Origin of the sequence: Amycolatopsis iheyensis (assembly GCF_024703995.1) — a bacterium.
Classification (GTDB): domain Bacteria; phylum Actinomycetota; class Actinomycetes; order Mycobacteriales; family Pseudonocardiaceae; genus Amycolatopsis; species Amycolatopsis iheyensis.
Genome location: NZ_JAMXQV010000020.1, coordinates 59,537 through 78,148, shown reverse-complemented (window position 1 = coordinate 78,148; position 18,612 = coordinate 59,537). Strand labels below are relative to the sequence as shown.

General features: G+C 71.4%; 18 protein-coding genes and 1 pseudogene. 8 read left to right on the top strand and 11 right to left on the bottom strand.

The window, feature by feature from the left end:
- The first annotated feature begins 70 nt into the window (after window positions 1–70).
- A complete protein-coding gene (locus M8542_RS32865) occupies window positions 71–856 on the top strand; it encodes a TetR/AcrR family transcriptional regulator C-terminal domain-containing protein (RefSeq protein WP_257924188.1) in 786 nt (261 codons plus the stop codon).
- On the opposite strand, the gene M8542_RS32860 is transcribed toward M8542_RS32865, so the two are convergent.
- The 7 genes and pseudogenes from M8542_RS32860 to M8542_RS32830 all read right to left on the bottom strand — a co-directional run bounded on the left by M8542_RS32860 (window position 834) and on the right by M8542_RS32830 (window position 7,658).
- Window positions 834–1,613, bottom strand: a complete 780-nt coding sequence (locus M8542_RS32860; protein ID WP_443642529.1) for a class I SAM-dependent methyltransferase — start codon at window positions 1,611–1,613, stop codon at window positions 834–836. The genes M8542_RS32865 and M8542_RS32860 overlap by 23 nt on opposite strands.
- 30 nt (window positions 1,614–1,643) lie before the next feature.
- Window positions 1,644–1,778: pseudogene (locus tag M8542_RS32855) on the bottom strand (putative acetyltransferase); the annotation flags it as partial.
- Window positions 1,775–2,005 (bottom strand): glutaredoxin domain-containing protein, encoded by a 231-nt coding sequence (locus M8542_RS32850; RefSeq protein WP_257924187.1) that lies wholly within the window; start codon window positions 2,003–2,005, stop codon window positions 1,775–1,777. The pseudogene M8542_RS32855 and the gene M8542_RS32850, both read right to left, overlap by 4 nt.
- Window positions 2,002–4,110: a phage holin family protein gene (locus tag M8542_RS32845; protein WP_257924186.1), complete on the bottom strand. Its 2,109-nt coding sequence runs from the start codon at window positions 4,108–4,110 to the stop codon at window positions 2,002–2,004. The genes M8542_RS32850 and M8542_RS32845 overlap by 4 nt, the downstream gene beginning before the upstream one ends.
- Window positions 4,107–4,700, bottom strand: coding sequence for a DedA family protein (locus M8542_RS32840; protein ID WP_257924185.1), 594 nt, complete (start codon window positions 4,698–4,700; stop codon window positions 4,107–4,109). Before M8542_RS32840 ends, M8542_RS32845 begins: the two co-directional genes overlap by 4 nt.
- Entirely contained in the window at window positions 4,697–5,488 is a 792-nt protein-coding gene (locus tag M8542_RS32835) for an MBL fold metallo-hydrolase (protein ID WP_257924184.1), read from the bottom strand. The genes M8542_RS32840 and M8542_RS32835 overlap by 4 nt, the downstream gene beginning before the upstream one ends.
- Before the next feature lie 61 nt (window positions 5,489–5,549).
- Window positions 5,550–7,658 carry a terpene synthase family protein gene (locus tag M8542_RS32830; protein WP_257924183.1) on the bottom strand — a complete coding sequence of 703 codons (2,109 nt, stop codon included), beginning with the start codon at window positions 7,656–7,658 and terminating at the stop codon, window positions 5,550–5,552.
- A gap of 108 nt (window positions 7,659–7,766) precedes the next feature.
- Here M8542_RS32830 and M8542_RS32825 point away from each other — a divergent pair, with 108 nt between their 5' ends.
- Both M8542_RS32825 and M8542_RS32820 read left to right on the top strand, forming a co-directional pair.
- Complete coding sequence (locus M8542_RS32825) at window positions 7,767–8,060, top strand: GNAT family N-acetyltransferase (RefSeq protein ID WP_257924182.1); 294 nt, start codon at window positions 7,767–7,769, stop codon at window positions 8,058–8,060.
- Between the two features lie 163 nt (window positions 8,061–8,223).
- Window positions 8,224–9,240 carry a S1 family peptidase gene (locus M8542_RS32820; protein ID WP_257924181.1) on the top strand — a complete coding sequence of 339 codons (1,017 nt, stop codon included), beginning with the start codon at window positions 8,224–8,226 and terminating at the stop codon, window positions 9,238–9,240.
- A 56-nt stretch (window positions 9,241–9,296) separates the two neighbouring features.
- Here the strand turns inward: M8542_RS32820 and M8542_RS32815 are convergent, their stop codons facing one another.
- Together M8542_RS32815 and M8542_RS32810 are read right to left on the bottom strand one after the other, a co-directional pair.
- Window positions 9,297–9,920, bottom strand: coding sequence for an SAM-dependent methyltransferase (locus tag M8542_RS32815; RefSeq protein ID WP_257924180.1), 624 nt, complete (start codon window positions 9,918–9,920; stop codon window positions 9,297–9,299).
- A gap of 75 nt (window positions 9,921–9,995) precedes the next feature.
- Window positions 9,996–11,576, bottom strand: a complete 1,581-nt coding sequence (locus M8542_RS32810; RefSeq protein WP_257924179.1) for a discoidin domain-containing protein — start codon at window positions 11,574–11,576, stop codon at window positions 9,996–9,998.
- Window positions 11,577–11,843: 267 nt separating this feature from the next.
- On the opposite strand from M8542_RS32810, the gene M8542_RS50420 reads away from it, so the two are divergent.
- The 4 genes from M8542_RS50420 to M8542_RS32790 all read left to right on the top strand — a co-directional run bounded on the left by M8542_RS50420 (window position 11,844) and on the right by M8542_RS32790 (window position 16,221).
- Window positions 11,844–13,049 carry a cytochrome P450 gene (locus tag M8542_RS50420; protein ID WP_257924178.1) on the top strand — a complete coding sequence of 402 codons (1,206 nt, stop codon included), beginning with the start codon at window positions 11,844–11,846 and terminating at the stop codon, window positions 13,047–13,049.
- Window positions 13,050–13,347: 298 nt separating this feature from the next.
- On the top strand, window positions 13,348–14,565 hold the full coding sequence (gene aspS / locus M8542_RS32800; RefSeq protein WP_257924177.1) for an aspartate--tRNA(Asn) ligase: 1,218 nt from the start codon (window positions 13,348–13,350) through the stop codon (window positions 14,563–14,565).
- A 10-nt stretch (window positions 14,566–14,575) separates the two neighbouring features.
- Window positions 14,576–15,400 (top strand): SCO6745 family protein, encoded by an 825-nt coding sequence (locus M8542_RS32795; RefSeq protein WP_257924176.1) that lies wholly within the window; start codon window positions 14,576–14,578, stop codon window positions 15,398–15,400.
- A 65-nt stretch (window positions 15,401–15,465) separates the two neighbouring features.
- Window positions 15,466–16,221 (top strand): SDR family NAD(P)-dependent oxidoreductase, encoded by a 756-nt coding sequence (locus M8542_RS32790; protein ID WP_257924175.1) that lies wholly within the window; start codon window positions 15,466–15,468, stop codon window positions 16,219–16,221.
- 406 nt (window positions 16,222–16,627) lie between these two features.
- Here the strand turns inward: M8542_RS32790 and M8542_RS32785 are convergent, their stop codons facing one another.
- On the bottom strand, window positions 16,628–17,035 hold the full coding sequence (locus tag M8542_RS32785) for a VOC family protein (RefSeq protein WP_257924174.1): 408 nt from the start codon (window positions 17,033–17,035) through the stop codon (window positions 16,628–16,630).
- A 73-nt stretch (window positions 17,036–17,108) separates the two neighbouring features.
- A complete protein-coding gene (locus tag M8542_RS32780) occupies window positions 17,109–17,669 on the bottom strand; it encodes a TetR/AcrR family transcriptional regulator (protein ID WP_257924173.1) in 561 nt (186 codons plus the stop codon).
- Window positions 17,670–17,770: 101 nt separating this feature from the next.
- Between M8542_RS32780 and M8542_RS32775 the strand changes: the two genes are divergently transcribed.
- Window positions 17,771–18,607 carry an oxidoreductase gene (locus M8542_RS32775; RefSeq protein ID WP_257924172.1) on the top strand — a complete coding sequence of 279 codons (837 nt, stop codon included), beginning with the start codon at window positions 17,771–17,773 and terminating at the stop codon, window positions 18,605–18,607.
- The last annotated feature ends 5 nt before the right edge of the window (window positions 18,608–18,612 follow it).

Sequence of the window (18,612 nt, the reverse complement as noted above, 5' to 3'; positions counted from 1 at the left end):
CTTCTTGATACTTTAGGCTGTAAAGTGATTCTCGATCGTACAATACTTTAGGGTGTAAGGAGTCGGCAAGGTGGTCGTCTTCGCGGGTCAGGGCGACGCCCGCCGGTCCATGGAGCTGCTGTGGGGGCCGCGCGTGGTCGCGCCGCGCACGGGCCCAGGCCCCAAACCGGGGCTGTCGGTGGAGGCGATCGTCGCGGCGGCGATCGACATCGCCGACGCCGAGGGCATGACGGCGCTGTCGATGCGCTCGGTCGGCGAGCGGCTCGGCCGGACGGCGATGGCGCTGTACACGTACGTGCCGGGCAAGACCGAGCTGGTCGACCTCATGTACGACCGGACCCTGGGTGAACTGCCTTCATCGTTTTCTTCGTCCGACGGTTGGCGTCCGGCGGCTTTGGCTTTGGCCGACGCCCTGTGGGACCTGCACCTGCGCCACCCCTGGCTGCTGCAGGTCTCCCCGGCGCGGCCGGTGTTGGGACCGGGGGAGTTCCACGTCCAGGAGACGCTGCTGTCGGTACTGGCAACGACGGGATTGCCGCTGGCGCGGGTGCGCTGGGTGGTGTCGGCGCTGTTCAACGTCGTCCGCGGCTCGGTCCAGACGGCGGCGGAGTCCCGCCAGGCGGCCCGCGAGACCGGACTGTCCGAAGAGGACTGGTGGTACGCGCGGTCGGCGCTGCTCGGCGAGCTGGTGCCGGACCTGGCGGCCCGCTTCCCGACGGTGGCGCGGTTGCCGTCGGGTGAGCCGTCGGACGAGCCCTACCTCGAACGCGAGGCGCGGCTGGCGTTCGAGGCGGGCTTGGAGCTGCTGCTGGACGGCGTCGAAGCGGCGATCGTCAAGGCTTCCGGGCCTCGATGAGGAACCGCGTGGTGTGCGCGACGAACGGGCCGTCGCGCTCGATCAGCTCGTGCAGCTCCCGTAGTTTCGGCAGGTACTGCTCCACCGTGAAGCCCGGCACCATCCAGATCACCTTGCGCAGGAAGTAGACCACCGCGCCGATGTCGAAGAACTCGGTGCGGAGGGACTCCGACCGCAGATCGATGACTTCGAGGCCTGCTTCCCCGGCTGCCTTCACGGCGCGGTCGGGGTGGCGGCTGTTGCGTCCTTCCGCCGGCTGGGGACCGAGGAAGAACTCGACCAGCTCGAACACACTCGCCGGCCCGACCTGCTGCGAGAAGTAGCTCCCGCCCGGGCGCAGGACGCGGGCGATCTCGGCCCACGCGGTCGTCACCGGGTGCCGGCTGGAGACGAGGTCGAACACGTTGTCGCCGAAGGGAATGCCCTCGGTGGCCACGACGACGACCCCACGCTGCCTCAGCAGCTCCGACGCGCGCGCGACGTTGGGCGGCCACGACTCGGTGGCGGCCATCAGCGGCGGCAGGGACGGGCAGCCGTCGAGGACTTCGCCGCCGCCGGTCTCGAGGTCGAGCGCGGCCTGGACGCCCGCGAGGCGCTCGCCCAGCAGCCGCTGGTAACCCCAGGACGGGCGGGTTTCGGTGGCGCGGCCGTCGAGCCAGGAGAAGTCCCAGCCGTCGACGGACACCGCGTCGGCTTCGACGACCAGTTCGTCGAACCGCGATTTCCGGGTCGGCGGCGGGGGAACCGGCTTGGCCAGGGAGACGGCGTCGAACGCCACGACGACCGGTCCCCGGCGGGTGTCCACGGTGCACGTGGTGTCGTCCCGGGCAATGAGGTTCCCGAGCGCGTCGGTGAACCCGCCGTCGATCCGGTACCGCACGACGACCCGCGTGCCGAGCGGCAGTTCGCGCAGCAGCTTCACAGCCGTGCGCTCAGCTCGTCGTCGGACGGCTCGACCAGGAAACTCCCGTCGTCCCAGACGATCGTCGGAATCCGCCGGGCGCCATCCTGCAACTCGCGGACCCGCGCCTCGGCGGCCTCGTCCGCCTCGACGTCCACATAGGAATATTCGACGCCCTCGCGGTCGAGCAGCGCGCGGCTGCGCTTCACGTCCGGGCACCAGGAAGCGCCGTACACCGTCAAACTCACGAAACAACCTCCGAAACAGCGTCGGGAACGGGCGAAGGGTGCCCCAGCTCGGTCAGCCAACCTCGAAACACCCGGTGCAGCGCCTCCGCCCCGACGACCTCACCCAGCGGCGCCAGCGAACGCGGGTGCACCACGAACCCGCGCTGCTGCGGCCCGCCGAGCCCGCCGTGCGAGCCCACGTGCGTCTCGAACGGGGACGCCTGGTCCGAGTCCGGGTCGTAGCGGCTGTTGATCATCACGTCCGCGCAGTGCGGGAACGTGTCGACCCGGCGGACCAGGTCCGCCGCGTGCGGGCCGTAGGGCAGCAGCGGGTCCTCGCCGATGACGACGCCGGACGCGAGCCGGTGCAGGCCGTCGCGGCCCAGGACCACCGGGCCGAACTCGCGGCTGCGCACCAGCATGAACCCGACGCCCGGGTGATCCACCAGCGTCGGCAGCAGGTCGGGGTGCTCGCGCTCGATCGTCTCCAGCTCGACCCGGCCTTCGTGCTCGGTGAACGACACCATCGCCGTGTGCCCGGACACCACCACGACCACGCCCGGCGCCACGCGCGTCACCGCGCCCGGTGACCCGGACTCCGTGCGGGGGCGGTCGTCGGCGCACTCGGCGTTCTCGACGCGGCCCCGCAGCCGGCGCGCGATCAGGCCGCCGCCCTTCGTCGCCTCCGCCAGCGCCGCGTTGATCTGCCAGCTCTCGGCCTGCCGCCGCTTGCCGGCGGACGCCGTCGGCGAACCACCGCACAGCCGGCCGACGTACGCCTCGATCGTCTCGCCGAACCGCTCCGAGAACGCCTGGCCCTGGGTCTGGCCGTGGTCCGACAGCGCGACGATGTGGTAGCGGCGCGGGGCGAGCCGCGAAGCCCGGTGCAGCCGCGCGATCTGCTGGTCGATCGAGCGCAGCACGGACAGCGTGTCGAACCGCTCGATGCCGGAGTGGTGCGCGACCTCGTCGTAGCCGAGGAAGTCCGCGTACACCACCGGCCGCCCGGCCAGCATGTCGCCGAGGATCGCCGACACGACGACGTCACGCGCGATCACCGTCGTGCCCGGGCGGGCCAGCGGGTACCAGCCGCCGCGCGGGATCCGCGGCACCACGCCGGCCCGGCGCTGGCGGACCGACGCGTTGATCTCGCGGAAGACGTCGGCCAGCGCGACGACGAACGTCCGCAGCGCGTTGACCGGGTTCGCGAAGTAGGCGTAGTACCCCGCGCCGAGCCGGTCGCGCTGCCGGTGGCGCAGGTCCTTCGGCACCAGCACCGGGATCGAGCTCATGGTGAGGCTGACGTGCTCGGCGTCGCCGGAGAAGAGGTTGCCGCGGCTGGCGCCGTCGCCCGAGAGCAGCCCGCGCCCGTCGGAGTGCCGGCGTTCGATCTCGGCCGCGTCGGTCGGGTGCGCGCACGCCATCACGTGGTCGCGGTCCTTTTCGTACCAGCGGAAGCCGAGGATGTCGTGGTTGTCCCCGTGCAGGATGCCGCACACGCTCGCGCCGGTCTGCGAGCTCCAGTCGGTGTGCCACGGCGTCAGCGTGTGGCTGCCCTCGGCGAGCCAGGCGGCCAGCGTCGGCATGTCGCCGTCGCGGACCGCGCGGCGGACGGTGTCGAAGCCGAGGCCGTCGATCTGCAGGAAGACCACGCCGGGCGGCTGCTCGGCGGCGCCGGGCGCGGTGGCGTGGCGACGACGGCGGCGGTTGGCGCGGCGGAAGAAGATCTCGTCCTCGTCCACGGCGAGCGCCGTCGAGATGAGCGCGCCGACCCCGGCCATGGCGACGGTGACGATCACCGCGGTCCGGAACCCGACCAGCTCGACGCCGGGGATCGTCCGGAACACCGCGAGCGTGCCCGCGCCGAGCAGCAGGAACCCGAAGAGCCCGAACGTGAAGAACGCCAGCGGGTAGGCGATCCGCATGGCCAGCGGCCAGCCGAAGGCGACCAGCACACCCAGCGCCAGCGCGCAGACCGTCGGCTGCCACCAGTGCGTCATCCGGAAGCCGTCGAGCAGCACGTCGAGCAGGCGCAGCGCGCCGGTCACGGCGGCCCACACCAGCAGGATGCGGGCGACGGCGCGGCCGCCGCGCAGCAGGCGGCCCTTCGGCGCGGTCGTCGTCACACTCGGTCTCCCGTCTTCTCCTTGGCTTTGCGGCGCCACCGGGCGATCAGGTTGAGCAGCACGGTGACCAGCAGGACCAGCACCGTCGCCAGCAGCGTCGCGACGAGCGGTGAGTCGAAGATGCCCCCGCTGACGATCCCGAGCAAGGCGTACGCGGTCGCCCACAGCACGCAGGCGACGAGCGCGGCGGGCAGCAGCCGCCGCCACGGGTAGCCGAGCGCGGCGGCGGCCAGGAGCACCGGGATCCGCCCGGCCGGGACGAGCCGGCCGACGACGATGAGCTGCCAGCCGCGCCGGGTGAACTGCTCGCGGGCCTTCTCGAGCCGTTCGGCGGGCTGGCGGCGGCTGATCCACCGGAAGGCGGCTTCGCTGCCCAGGCGCGGGATCCCGAACGTCACGACGTCGCCGAGGTACGCGCCGAGCGTGGCCAGGACGATGACCAGCGGCAGGGACAGGTGGTCGGTGGTGGTCGCGACGGCGGCCGCGGCGCCGACGACCGCGCCGGTGGGGACGATCGGGATGATCGAGCCGAGCAGCACGCCGCCGAAGAGGGCCGGGTACCCGATGGCGGCCGGGTCGGTCCAGTTCACGCCCGGTCCGTGGCCGCGGGGAGCACGACGGCGTCGCCGGGCTCGGTGAAGAGGACCTCGGTGGCGATGCCCTTGGCGCGCACCTCGGCGGCGAACACGCGCGGCGGGTCGGCGAGCAGCCGGCGCATCCGGGCGGTGCGTTTCAGCCCGGGCACGGCGAGGGTGCCCCAGTGCACCGGGAGCGCGGCGCGGGCCTGGGTGAGCTCGGCGGCCTGCGCGGCTCGGGCCGGGTCCAGGTGACCCGGCCCGAGGTTCGGCCCCCAGCCCCAGACGGGCAGGAGCGCGACGTCGACCGGGCCGAAGTCCGCCATCTCGTCGAAGAGGTCGGTGTCGCCGGCGTGGTAGACCTTCGTGGTCTTGGTCTCGATCACGTGCCCGATGGCGGGACTCTGCGGGCCGTGGGTGAGCCGCGGGCCCCACCGGTGTCCGGAGTGGACGGCCTTCGTGGCGGTGATGGTGAGGCCGCCTTCGTCGAGGGTCTCCCCGGGCGCGATCTCTTCGACGCGCGTGAAGCCCTTCTTGGCGAGCCAGGCCCCGGCCCCGCGCGGGACGACGATCCGGGTCCGCTTGCCGAGCAGCTTCAGCGAGGGGACGTGCAGGTGGTCGCCGTGGAGGTGGGAGAGCAGGACGAGGTCGACACCCTCGTAGGTCTCGGGTGCGGGCGGCGGGACGACCCGGGTGAGGCCGCCGACCCGCGTGGTGAGCACGGGATCGGTCAGCAGGACGCGCTCACCGAGTTCGAGCCGGACCGTCGAATGGCCGAGGAAACGCAGGTTGAAGCCGCTCACGGTGTCGAGTATCGCCCTCGCGCCCGGCGAACGCCCGGCGGAGTGGCGCGGACAACGCTGCTCAGTGACCGGCCGGCAGCAGCGCCGAGATCCGCAGCGACGACGTCCCGATCCCGCTCGGCCGGCCCGACCACGGCTGGTAGCCCAGCTCGATCTCGGTGTAGCGACCGGCGTTCTCGTGCCAGTGCGCGCTGCCCGCCAGCCAGTTCCGCAGCGCCTCGACGTACTCCGGGGGCACGCCCGGCGCGGCGTCCGCGGTGTGCCGGAACTCCTCGAGCCGGGCCCGCACCAGGTCCGTCACCACCTCGGCCGCGCGTTCCGGTGGGCAGTCGAGGAAGTTCCGCACCACCAGCACCGCGTTGTTCAGCTCGCCTTCGGAGCGGACTTCCTTGTCGTACGAACGCAGATCGTTGAGCAGCCCGCTGTAGTCGGCCGCGGTGTGCTCCAGTGTCTCCGCCGGGCGGCTGCCCCGCGGTTCCGGGGGCAGGACGAGGCTCAGCGAGAGGTCCGCGCCGAACGTCCGCCGCCGCATCTCGACGTGGTCGATCGGGTCCGGGACGCGGTTCTGGGCCAGGTTCGCCAGCCGCCACAGCCAGCTCCCGGTCATCGACTCGACGGCTCGCCGGATCGCGTCGCGGTTCGCCGTGCGCGGCCAGAGGTCGGCCAGCGCCGCCTCGAGGGGGTTCAGCGGCTGCCCGCCGTCGGTCATGAGCAGCGTCAGGCGTTCGTTGCACGCCTTCGCCCCGGCGAGGTCGCGGGTCGCGCCGAACACCGCCTGGTAGTAGTCGTCGGCGTAGGTGGCCCACGTCAGCCAGTCGCTGACGACGTCGAGCCGATCGGGTTTCGCGTCCGGTGCGATGCCCGCCGCGCACAGCGGCAGGTCGGCCGCGCGCAGCTTCCGCTCGTCCCACACCACGCCGTCGAGCAGACCGGTCCGGCGCGCCCAGTCGACGTTGCGGTGGCGGCACGCGGCCAGGTGCGGGCTCAGCCGCGGCGGGAACGGGGGCTCGAAAACCGGCCGCGGCACCGGAACCGCGGAGAACGGCGAATGCCCGTACGCGCGCAGCCGCTGCGGCGCCGTCGCGAGCACCGACGAGAACACGCGCGCCGCCGACGTCCCGAGGCCGCTCACGCCACCCAGTTCCGGGCCGCCGCGGCTCGCCAGCGCTCCCTCGTTCATGTAGCGGCTCGAGCGCAGGTGCCATTCGTGCCCGCCGGCCTGCCAGTCCTGCAGGCCCTTGACGTAGGCGAACGTCGCCGCGCGGGCGGCCGGGTCGACGCCGTGCTCGTCGAACAGCGCCGGCACCTCGGTCAGCGCCGTGTGCTCGAACTGGTGCAGGCGCGAGGTGATGAGGTCGTTGACGGCTTCGGCCGCCTCCTGGGTGGTCAGCCCGAGGAACTTCTCGAACACGAGCACGCCGTTGGACAGCTCGCCTTCGTCCTGCACCTCGCGCTGGTAGGAGAACAGGTCGTTGCGCAGGTGGACGCTGTCGGCGAAGCAGTCGCGCAGGACCTCCAGGGGCCGGGACGCGGCGATCTCGTCGGGCACCTCGGCGTGCACCGAGTGCTCGACGAGGTTCGCCGACCACGGCGCGCCGCCGACCTTCCGCCGCATCTCGACGTACTCGATCGGGTTGGCGAGCCGGCCTTCGTTGATGTTCGACAGCTCCCACAGCGACTCTTCGAGGAGCGCCTTCGTGCTCTCGACGAACCGGCGCCGCCAGCCCGCCGAGCGGTGCGGGATCGTCCGGGTCCACAGGTCGGTGAGGCCGCGCTCGACCGGGTTCTCCGGCGTCGCGGTGATCTCGCCTTCGCGCGGCATGAAGAGGTCGAGCCGGTCGAGGTAGGCGCGGGCGCTGTCGATGTCGCCGGTGCGCTTGTACAGCTCGAGGAAGTGGTCGTCGAAGTAGAACACCCAGACGTACCAGTCGGTGATCAGGTCGAGCTCGTCGGCGCCGGCGTCCGGGTGGGTGTAGGCGCAGAGCAGCGCGTAGTCGTGGGAGTCGAGGTCGTGCTCGGTCCAGATCACCGTGCCGTGCTGCGGGACGTCGACCATGTCCAGCTCGCGCGCCCACGCCTTGCTGTGCGTGCGGGCCTGCTCGAGGTGCGGGTTCAGCCGCGCCGGGTAGGGGAGGTAGAACTCGGGGAGGACGAACGGCGTCTCAGGCACCCCGTGAGGCAACCAAACCGGGTCGGGGGCCGCCAAGAGAACCAGGCCGGATGCACACGAACGGGCCGGGCACGTCCCCCGGCCGGCCCAGTGACGACAGGAGATCCGATGCCCGAAACCCGAGTGGTCGACAACCCGGCCGAGAGCCGGTACGAGCTGTGGGCGGACGAAAAGCTGGCCGGGTTCGCGCGGTACAACCAGCGCGGCGAGCTCACCGTGTTCACCCACACCGAGATCGACGACGCGTTCGGCGGACAGGGGCTGGGCAAGGTCCTGGCGGCCGGCGCGCTGGACGACGTCGTCGCGCGCGGCCGGACGATCGTGCCCGTCTGCCCCTTCATCGCCGGATATCTGAAGAAGAACCCGGGCTACGAGGACCACGTTCGCTGGCCGAGCGAGTGAGTGTTACGCCGAACGCAGTAGCGTCACTGAGCTGTCCGCGTCGGAGTTGAGAGGTATGTCCGGATCGATTGGTTATTAACCAACCTTCGTCGGTGTTGCGTTGGTTGCTCGGCAACGAAAGTGACCGGCACAAGGCTTCGAACCGGCAAACTGGAGGAAGTTGATGACTCCCCGGAAGACCGCCCTCAAGACCTTCGCCGTCTTGTCGGCTGCCGCGCTGACCAGCGGCTTGTGCGCGTCGGCGGCCACCGCGTCCCCACTGGCCTTCGCCGAGATGCAGGCCCACGCCATCACCAACGCCACCCAGGTCGCCGGTGCGCTGGGCGCCGCTTCCGGCGGTGTCTACCTGGAGAACGGCAAGGCCGTCGTGAACGTCGTCGACGACGCCGCGGCGCAGAAGGTGACCGAAGCCGGCCTGACCGCGAAGAAGGTCAAGCACACCTTCGCCGCGCTGACCGGCGTCAAGAACCAGCTGGACGCGGTGAAGAACGTGCCGCAGACCGCGTGGGGCATCGACACCAAGACCAACCAGGTCGTGGTGAAGGTCTACGACGCGGCCAGCAAGGAGACCTCGGACAAGGTCGCCGCCGCCGCCGCGAAGTACGGCGACAGCGTCCGCGTCGAGCACCGCACCGGCAAGCTGGAGCTGCACATCGCCGACGGCGACGCGATCCAGAACGACCAGGGCCGCTGCTCGCTCGGCTTCAACGTGACGCGCGGCGGCTCGCCGTTCCTGCTCACCGCGGGCCACTGCACCAACCTCGGCGGCACCTGGGCCGGCGGTGACGTCTCCGGCGCGCAGGTCGTCGAGAGCGACTGCCCCGGCGCCGACTCCGGCCTGCTGACCCGCCCGAACGGCTCCGGCCCCGGCGAGATCAACACCGGCCAGGCGATCACCTCCGCGGCGGAGCCGACGGTCGGCGAGCAGATCCAGAAGCAGGGCTCGACCACCGGTGGCGGCAGCGGCGAGGTCACCTCGGTCGACGAGTCGGTCAACTTCGACGTCGGCGTTCTGAACCACGAGTTCGGCACCACCGCGCACACCGACCACGGTGACTCGGGTGGCCCGGCCTACGACGGTTCGAAGGGCCTCGGCACGCTGTCCGGCGGCGACACCGTGACCAGCTACTTCTACCCGCTCACCCTGGAGCTGCAGGCTTACGGCCTCGAGCTCGCCTGATAAACCGGGCCAAGGCCCCCTTCACGCGCGTCGAGGGCGCGGGGAGGGGGCCTTTCTCATGCCGCGAGCCGCTTCGCGCGGTAGACGGCGTCGGTGTGGTGGCCTTCGCCGCGCGTCTCGCAGGTTTCGACGAGCCACTCCCAGGCGTCGCCCAGGTAGTTCGTGATCTCCTCCGGCTCGAAGAACAGCTCCTGCGGCGGCGTCTGGCCGTCGAACTCGCGCATGGCCTTCGGCGAGTGCCCGACGACCAGCAGTGACCCGCCCGGCCGGATCGCCTTCGCGGCCGCCGTGAAGACGTCTTCGCGGAGCTTCGGCGGCAGGTGCATGTACTGCGCGGAGATCAGGTCGTACTGCTCTTCCGGCTGCCACTCGACGATGTTGCGGTGCAGCCAGCGGACGTCGACCCCGGCTTCCTTGCCGGCTTCTTCCGCGCGGGCGAGCGCGAGGGTCGAGATGTCAGCGCCATCGACCTCCCAGCCGCGCTTGGCGAGCCAGATCGCGTCGCCGCCTTCGCCGCAGCCGAGGTCGAGCGCGCGTCCGGGCGTCAGCCCCTCGACCTCGGAGCTGAGGTTCGCGTTGACGTTCCCGCTCCAGATCCGGTGCTCGTCGCGCTGGTACATCTCTTCCCAGAACTCCTGCTTGAGCATGTTCTCGACGGTCATCGGCTGGTCGTGCGGCATGGTTCCTCCTCGGTGACGTTCCCAGCATGCGGAGAACGCCACCGAGGAGGCAAATCGTGTTGCCGATCCGGCAACTCAGGCCGTGCCGTACACCTGCAGCTCGTAGAGCGAGTAGCCGTACGACGTGCCGCGGGCCGTGCCGTTCACCCGCAGGTAGCGGCCGCTGCCGGTGAGCCCGGTGAGGTCGTCGGCGCCACCGTTGCCGGTCGTGGTGCTGTAGATCGTCGTCCAGTTCGTGCCGTCGGCCGAGGTCTGGACGCTGTACGCCTTCCCGTACGCGGCTTCCCAGGTCAGCTTGACGTGCGAGATCGCCTTGGTCGCGCCGAGGTCGACGCGCAGCCACTGCGGGTCGGCGCCTTCCTTGGACGCCCACCGCGTGCTCGTCAGGTTGCCGTCGACGGCCGCGCTCGCCGGGTAGGACGACGACTCGGTCGACGACGCCGTCGCGGTCTTACCCTGGGAGAGCAGGGTTTCCGGGCCGCCGCTGCCGGTGACGGTGACGCCGAGGGAAGCGGTTTTCGTGCCGCCGGTGAGGGTGATCGTCGCCGAACCCGGGGTCGCGCTCGCGGCGGCGGCGACCGTGACGGTCGAGGTGCCGCCGGCCGGCACCGACGCGGGGGAGAAGGACACCGTGACGCCCGCGGGAGCGCCGCTCGCCGACAGCGTGACGGCGTCCGTGCTGGTGACGGTGGCCGTCGTGGTGCCGCCCGGCGCGACCGACACCGCCGACGGTGTCACGCTGAGGCTCGACGTGCTGCCGGCCGCGGTGAATGTCCAGCGGGCCTGGGTGCCCGAACAGCTGCCCGCGGTGAGCGTGCTGCCCGAGGCGCGGAAGCACTTCTTGCTCGTCTGGATGTCGGAAATGGTGCCGTCCGGGTTGATCGACCACTGCTGGGCCGGGCCGCCGGTGCACGTCTGCAGCACGATCGAGCTGCCGGAGATGCCCGCGCACTTGTCGTTGATCACCAGGAACGCGCCGTGGAAAGTGAAGCGCTGCGCGTCGCCGCCGGTGCAGGTGGCTACTTTCAGCGTGGTGCCGCTGCTCGGGGCTTCCAGGCAGGTGCCGGTGGAGTTGTTCTTGTACTGGCCCACCGTGGTGTTCGGCTGCGCGCCGCCCCAGCACTCGCCGGTGCTGGTGTTGAAGATCGGCGTCGCGTCGTAGGGCTCGTTCGACGGCGGGTCGACGACCACCGGCTCCATGACCGGCGTGTTGTCGGCGTTGTAGTGCGTGAGCGCGTCTTCGCAGTCGATCGCGTCGAACGCGCTGCCGCCCTTGCCGCCGAGCCAGAGGTCGATGTGGCGCAGGCCGGGTCCGCCGTTCGGGCCCTCGCTGTTCCAGTCGTCGGAACACTCGTCGCAGCCGTCCTCCATGATGAAGTACTTCTTCACCCGCGGCACCCAGACCTTGGTGCCGGGCTTGAGCTCGTCGCTGCTGGTGGCGAAGGTGATCGGGTCGGCGTAGCTGCCCTTGCCGCCCGCGGTGTCGTGGATCTGCGGGTAGGAGATGTCGCCGCCGGGCGGGGTGTTGTCCCACCAGCCGTAGAAGGTGAGGAAGGTCGGCTGCGTGGTGGCCGCGCTCGCCGTGCCCGCGCCGAAGAGCGCGGAGGTCAGAGCGAGGAACAGGGTCACGACGAGCACGAGCGCGCGCCGGGTCATGCTGCCTCCGGAGGAAGGGGGTGGGGCGGACGATGACGTGCGGCGTGGGTCCAGGTTCGCCGGACGGCGGCGTGCCGTCAAGACCTGTTCGTAAAGTGTCCTAACAAATCCGGTTTCGTGTCCCGGTCGGCGGGAACGCCGTTCGCGGCGCCGTTCGCGGCGCCGGTTAGGCCATCCGGGTCGGAAGTGGGTCGAACGTCCCACGACCGGCCCGGTTCTCTCCAAGGTGGAGGTGTTGAGCCCACTGGAAGAGAGGTGTGATCCGCCGTGACGGCAGCATCCGAAACCCCGGCCCTCCCCACGGCACGACCGGCCGGATGCCCGTTCGACCCGCCCGAGGACTACGCCGCGCTGCGGGGCACCGCGCCGACGTCGCAGGTGCGCTGCCCGGCCGGCATGGACGCCTGGCTGGTCACGCGCTACAGCGACGTCCGCGCGGTGCTCGCCGACCGCTCGATGAGCTCGCGCGGCGCGTCTTCGGTGCACGTGAAGCCCGACGCCGACCTCGACATCGACGTCAGCCCGGGGTCGATCATCCAGCTCGACGGCGCGGCGCACTCCCGGCTGCGCAAGAAGGTGATCGCGGAGTTCACCGTGCGGCGCGTGGAGGCGATGCGCGAGTACGTCCAAGAGCTGGTCGAAAGCCACCTCGACGCGATGCTCGCCCGGCCCGGCGAAGCCGACCTGGTGCGGGACTTCGCGTTGCCGATCCCGTCGCTGGTGATCTGCGAGCTGCTCGGCGTCCCGTACGCGGACCGGTCGCGGTTCCAGCACCAAAGCGGGTTGCTGGTCAGCACGGATGCCACGCCGGAGGAGGGGAAGCAGGCCTACGACGAGCTTTCCGGGTTCCTGGCCGAGCTGTTCACCGAGAAGGGGCGGAACCCGGGCGACGACCTGTTCAGCAGGCTGATTTCCCGCGGTTCTTCGTCGGGTGACCCGCTCACGATGGAGGAGCTGGTCGTGCTCGGGCTGAGCCTGCTCGTGGCCGGCCACGAGACGACGGCCAACATGATCGCGCTGAGCACGCTCGTGCTGCTGGAGCACCCGGAGCAGCGCGAAACCGTGCTGGCGGCGCCGGAACGCGCGGTCGAGGAGCTGCTGCGGTACCTGTCGGTCGTGCAGTTCGGCGTGCTGCGGTACGCCACGGCCGACGTCCAGGTCGGTTCGCGCGCGGTGAAGGCGGGGGAGTGGCTGGTCGCGGCGCTGAACTCGGCCAACCGCGACGACGAGCTGTTCCCGGGCGGCGACAAGCTCGACTTCCACCGCGAGTCACCGCGCACGCACGTCGCCTTCGGGTTCGGCGCGCACCAGTGCATCGGCCAGCAGCTGGCGCGCGTCGAGCTGCAGGAGGCGCTGACCCGGCTGTTCCGGCGGGTGCCGGACCTGCGGCTGGCGGTGCCGCGGGAATCGTTGGCGTACAAGCACAACACGCTGGTCTACGGCGTCCGGGAGCTGCCGGTCGCCTGGGGCTAAAAAAGCGGGAGCGTCTTCGCCGCGGAGGAGCTACCGTCTTCGTCAACGCGCTGATGGAGACGAGTAGCCCCCGGAGCGCACGGGAAGAGAGAGCCGCCGGCAGCTGGGAAGGCGGTCCCGTGTCCGGTGCGTGAAGACCCTCCGGAGTGCGGGGAGGAACGGCGTCCGCGCCCGATGCCCCGCCGGCCGGCCCCCGTCACCGGGCCACGACGAGGCCGCCTCACCGGCGGTGAAAGTGCGGTGGCACCGCGGTTTTCCCGATCGCCCGCACTCCCGAGGGATCCACGTTGGGAGGGTGATGAGTTCTCGCGTTCTGGCCGCCGAGCTGTCCCGGCACGTCGGCGCCCGCGTCCGCGTCGCCGGCTGGGTGCACCGCCGGCGTCGCCTCAAGTCCGTCACGTTCGTCGTGCTCCGGGACCGGTCCGGGTTCGCGCAGGTCGTGACGTCCGGTGCGGCCCCGCCCGAAGAAACCGTCGTCGAGGTGCGGGCGACGGTCTCGGCGAACCCGCGCGCACCCGGCGGTGTCGAGCTGACTTCGCCGGTGCTGGAGACGCTTTCCGCGCCGGTGTCACCACCGCCGTTCGACCTCTACCGGCCGGTGCTGCCCGCGCTGCCGACGATCCTCGACCACGCGCCGGTCGCGCTCCGGCACCCCTTGCTCCGCGAACGGTTCTCGCTGGCCGCGGCGGCGGTGCGCGGCTTCCGGTCCACTTTGGACGCCCTCGGGTTCACCGAGACGCACACGCCGAAGATCGTGGCGTCGGCGACCGAGTCGGGGGCGAACGTGTTCGGCATCGACTACTTCGGCCGGCCCGCGTACCTCGCGCAGTCACCGCAGTTCTTCAAGCAGGCGCTGGTCGGCGTGTTCGAGCGTGTCTACGAGGTCGGCCCGGTGTTCCGCGCCGAGCCGCACGACACCGCGCGGCACCTGGCGCAGTACACGAGCCTGGACGCGGAGCTGGGGTTCATCGAGGACCACCACGACGTCATGGCGGTGCTGCGCGAGGTGCTGGCCGGCATGGCCGCCGAGACGGGCGGGGTCACCGTGCCCGAGCGGATCCCGGAGATCCACTTCGCGGCGGCGTTGGAGCTGGTGGGCGCGGACCCGCGCGAGCCGGACCTGGCGCCCGCGCACGAGCGCGCGTTGTCGGAGTGGGCGGTGCGCGAGCACTCCTCGGAGTTCCTGTTCGTCACGGGGTACCCGATGGCGAAACGGCCGTTCTACACGCACCCCGACCCCGCCCGGCCCGGCTACTCGAACAGCTTCGACCTGTTGTTCCGCGGGCTGGAGCTGGTGACGGGCGGTCAGCGGCTGCACCGGCACGAGGACTACGTCGCGGCACTGGGCGGCGACGTGTCGTCGTACGGTGACTACCTGGCGGCGTTCGCGCACGGCATGCCACCGCACGGCGGGTTCGCGATCGGCCTGGAGCGTTTCCTGGCGCGGCTGCTCGGCGTCGCCAACGTCCGGGAGGTCACGCTGTTCCCGCGCGACCTGCACCGGCTGAGTCCCTGAGGAGGGAGTCATGACCGCACGCGGGCTGTGGACGGCGGTGGAGCCGCTGCACGCCGTCGTCTACTTCGCACCGGAGACGGCTTCGGCGGCGAAGGAGGTCGGCCTGCGCGGGTACTGGATGGGCTACTTCGCGGGTCGCCTGGCGCCACTGGGCCCGATCGGCCCCGGCCCGGCGACGGCGGTGTTGTTCGGCTTCGCCCCGGCGATGGTCGCGCGGGCGCTGCCGGACGCGTGGTCGTTCGCCGCCCCCGCGGACGTTCTCGGCTCCCGCCTTGCCGCAGTCTCGGCGTCGCTGCGCCGCGCTCTTGGTGACGCTGACCTGGCGGAACTCGCTTCGTTGCTGGAACGCGCGGCTGACGCGTGCAGTTTCGACGGCCGGCCACTGGCGGCGGCGTGGGCGTCGGTGCCCCGCCCTTCGGATGTGTACGGACGGTTGTGGCTGGCGGCGACGGTGCTGCGCGAGCACCGCGGCGACGGCCACGTCCTCGCGGCGGTCCACGCGGGCCTGTCCGGCCTGGAGACGACGCTGACCCACCCGGATATCGCCCGCGAAGACGTCCAGCCGCATCGAGGCTGGTCGGACGCCGAGTGGGACGCGGCGGCAGGGGCGTTGCGCGCACGCGGGCTCCTGTCCTCGGCGGGCCTGACTGCGTCGGGACGGGCGGTGCGCCGGCTTTTGGAGGACGACACGGATCGCCTGGCCGCGGCCCCGGTCGAGGCGCTGGGCCCGGCGGGGCTGGCGCGGGTGCTGGAGCTGGCGGTGCCGCTGAGCCGGGCGGTGATCGACGCGGGGGTGGTGCCGGTGCCGAACCCGATGGGTGTCCCGCGTCCCTGAGCGTTGTCGATCGGCGGCGGTCCCGTTCGACGCAGGGGTGAGCGAACCCGGACATCGGAGGACTCATGACGTTGCTCGAAGGCAAGAACGCGATCGTCTACGGCGGCGGAGGCCGCATCGGCGCGGCGGTGGCCACGGCATTCGCGGCGGAAGGCGCGACGGTCCACCTGGCCGGCCGCACGGTGGCCCGGCTGGAGGAGGTGGCCGACCGCATCCGAGCAGCAGGCGGGTCGGTCTCGACGGCGGAGGTGGACGCCCTGGACGAGCGGTCGGTCGACGAGCACGCGGACGCGGTGGCCGCGGCGGGCACGCTGGACGTGTCGTTCAACTTGATCGCTCACGGCGACGTCCAGGGCACGCCGCTGGTGGAGATGAGTGTGGAGGACTACGAGCGCCCGGTCCACACGGCGGTCCGGACCCAGTTCCTGACCGCCCGTGCGGCGGCCAGGCACATGATCAAGCAGGGATCAGGAGCAATCCTGCTGTTCGGCGGCGACGGTGAGCCGGTCCGCGAGTTTTCGGTGGGCGGGCTGCAGGTGGCGTTCCACGCACTGGAGGCGATGCGCCGCCAGCTGGCGGCGGAGCTGGGCCCACACGGGATCCGCACGGTGACGCTCCGGACGGGCGGAATCCCGGAGACGCTGCCGGAGGGTTACGCGGGCCGGCGGGAGCTGGAGGAGAACATCGCCGCGAAGACGATGCTGGGCCGCGCGGCGACGCTGGCGGACGTGGGGGCGGTGGCGGCGTTCGTGGCTTCGGACCGAGCGCGGTCGATGACGGCTTCGACGGTCAATGTGAGCTGCGGGGCTCTGGTCGATTAGCTGTGGTTGCTTGAGGGGGGTTGATCGGCGGTGGTTGATCGGCCTCGCGGGCGGGCCGCCTCCGGGCGGCTCGCCCCGCGGTTACCCGGCGGCCGCTGGGCGCGTTTGTAGCTGAGTCCGGTGCGCCGCTGCCGACCCGTGTGCTCGGCCGCCAGCCCGCAGGCTGGCAGCACCCACACTCGGCTGCTGCCGCAGCCCGCTCACCACCCCGCGCACCTCGCCCCGGCCGGCCGCTCGCCCCCGGGGTGCCTTCGGCTTGGCCGGCTCGTCCCTGGGGCGCCTTCGGCCTGGCCGCTTGCCCCTCGGCGGGCGCCGTCGGCCCGCCCGCTCGTCCCTGGAGCGCCTTCGGCCTGGCCGCTCGCGCCCCGGGCGCCTTCCACCCGGCCGCCCGCCCACCCGCCAACTCTCAGTGGCGCGCCGAGATCTGCTGTACGGCCCAGCTGTTGCCGTCCGGGTCGGCGAAGTTCACGAAGCCGACGTTGTTCAGGTCGGCCTTCCCGTCCCAGGCGCCCACGCCGTGGACTTGGATCTCGCCGGCGTCGACGCCCCGCTCGAGCAGCATCGCGTGCGCCTTCGGCAGGTCCTTGACCACGAGCTGCAGCCCCTTGAGCGAGCCCGGCGGCATGTCCGGCACGGCCCCCTTGCCGAGCACGATCGAGCAGCCCGAGCCCGGCGGCGTCAGCTGGACGATCCGCGTGTTCTCGTCGAACGACAGGTCGTGGTCGAGCACGAACCCGAGCTGGTCGGCGTAGAACGCCTTCGCCCGGTCCACATCGGACACCGGCACCACGACCACTTCGAGCGTCCAGTCCATCGAGCGTCCTCTCCTCGGCCCGGCTCGGCGGACCACACGCTACCTCGGCCCCGAGGTGTGCGCGTACCGCTCGTCAGCCCTCCGCGACCAGCCGCCGGACCGCGTCCACCACCAGCTCCCGCCGCTTCTCGCGGGGGATCGTCGCGCTCGCGCCGAGTTCCGCATTGGTCGTCGCCCACGCCGTCGAGACCGACTGGACCAGCACCAGCAGCTCCATCGGTGTGTAGTGCTTGGACAGCCTCCCTTCTGCTTGTGCGTTGCGCAGCTCGTTCAAGCGGATCTTGTTCGCCAGGAAGATCTCGTGGACCCACTTGCCTTCGGGGCGCTCCAGCCGGTGCCAGGTCGCGAGCCGCAGCAGGTCCGGCCGCTCCTCGTACTGGTCGAAGAGCTTCCCGGCGTACTCCGGCAGGTCGCCGATGTCGACCGGGACGTCGAGGACGAACCTGCCCACCGACTCGCCGAACACCGTGTCGAAGAGGCGGTCCTTGCTGCCGAAGTACGAGTAGATCATCGCCTTGTTGCACTCGGCGATGGCCGCGATCCGGTCTACGCGGGCCCCCGCGATGCCCCGTTCCGCGAACTCCTCCGTGGCGGCGGCGAGCAAGCGCCGCTTGGTCTCCGCCGCGTTTCCCATGCCTTCGAGATTAGCAACCAACCGGTTGGTTGACAAGTGCCGCCGCGAGGTGTTCCATGGAGGCAACCAACCAGTTGGTTGGCGGAGCGAGGAGAGGGATCATGGGCAGGACGTGGCTGATCACGGGCAGTTCGCGTGGTTTCGGGCGAGAGCTGGTCAAGGTGGCACTCGAGGACGGTGACCGGGTGGTCGCCACCGCGCGCCGCCCGGAGCAGTTGAAGGATTTGGTGGCCGAATACGGCGACGCGGTCCGCGCGTTCGCGCTCGACGTCACGGACGCGGCGGCCGCGAAGGAGGCGGTGGCGTTCGCGGTGCGGGAGTTCGGCGGGCTCGACGTGGTGGCCAACAACGCGGGTTACGCGAACAGCGCCCCGATCGAGGACATGCCGGAGGACGACTTCCGGGCCCAGGTCGAAGCGAACTTCTTCGGCGTCGTCAACGTGACGCGGGCCGCGCTGCCGGTGTTCCGCGAGCAGGGCTCGGGCCACTTCCTGCAGTTCTCGTCGGTCGGCGGCCGGGTCGGCGGCTCGCCGGGGCTGAGCGCCTACCAGGCGGCGAAGTTCGCGGTGGAGGGGTTCTCCGAGGTGCTCACCGCGGAGGTGAAGCCGTTTGGCGTGAAGGTCACGATCGTCGAGCCGGGCGCGTTCCGCACGGACTGGCAGGGCGCCTCGATGGAGCGAGCCGCGGTCCGCCCGGAGTACGACGCATCGGTGGGCGAGATGCACCGCCTGCGCGACGCAAGCGACGGCAAGCAGCCGGGCGACCCGGCCCGAGCAGCCCGCATCCTGGCCGACGTGGTCCGCTTGGACAAGCCCCCACTGAGGCTGCTGCTCGGCGCGGACGCGGTGGAAGCGGTCCAACGTTCGGAGCGAGCACGAGGAGAAGAGGTGGCGGAGTGGGCTGACGTAAGCCGATCGGCGGTGTTCGCGACGAACTGACGCTC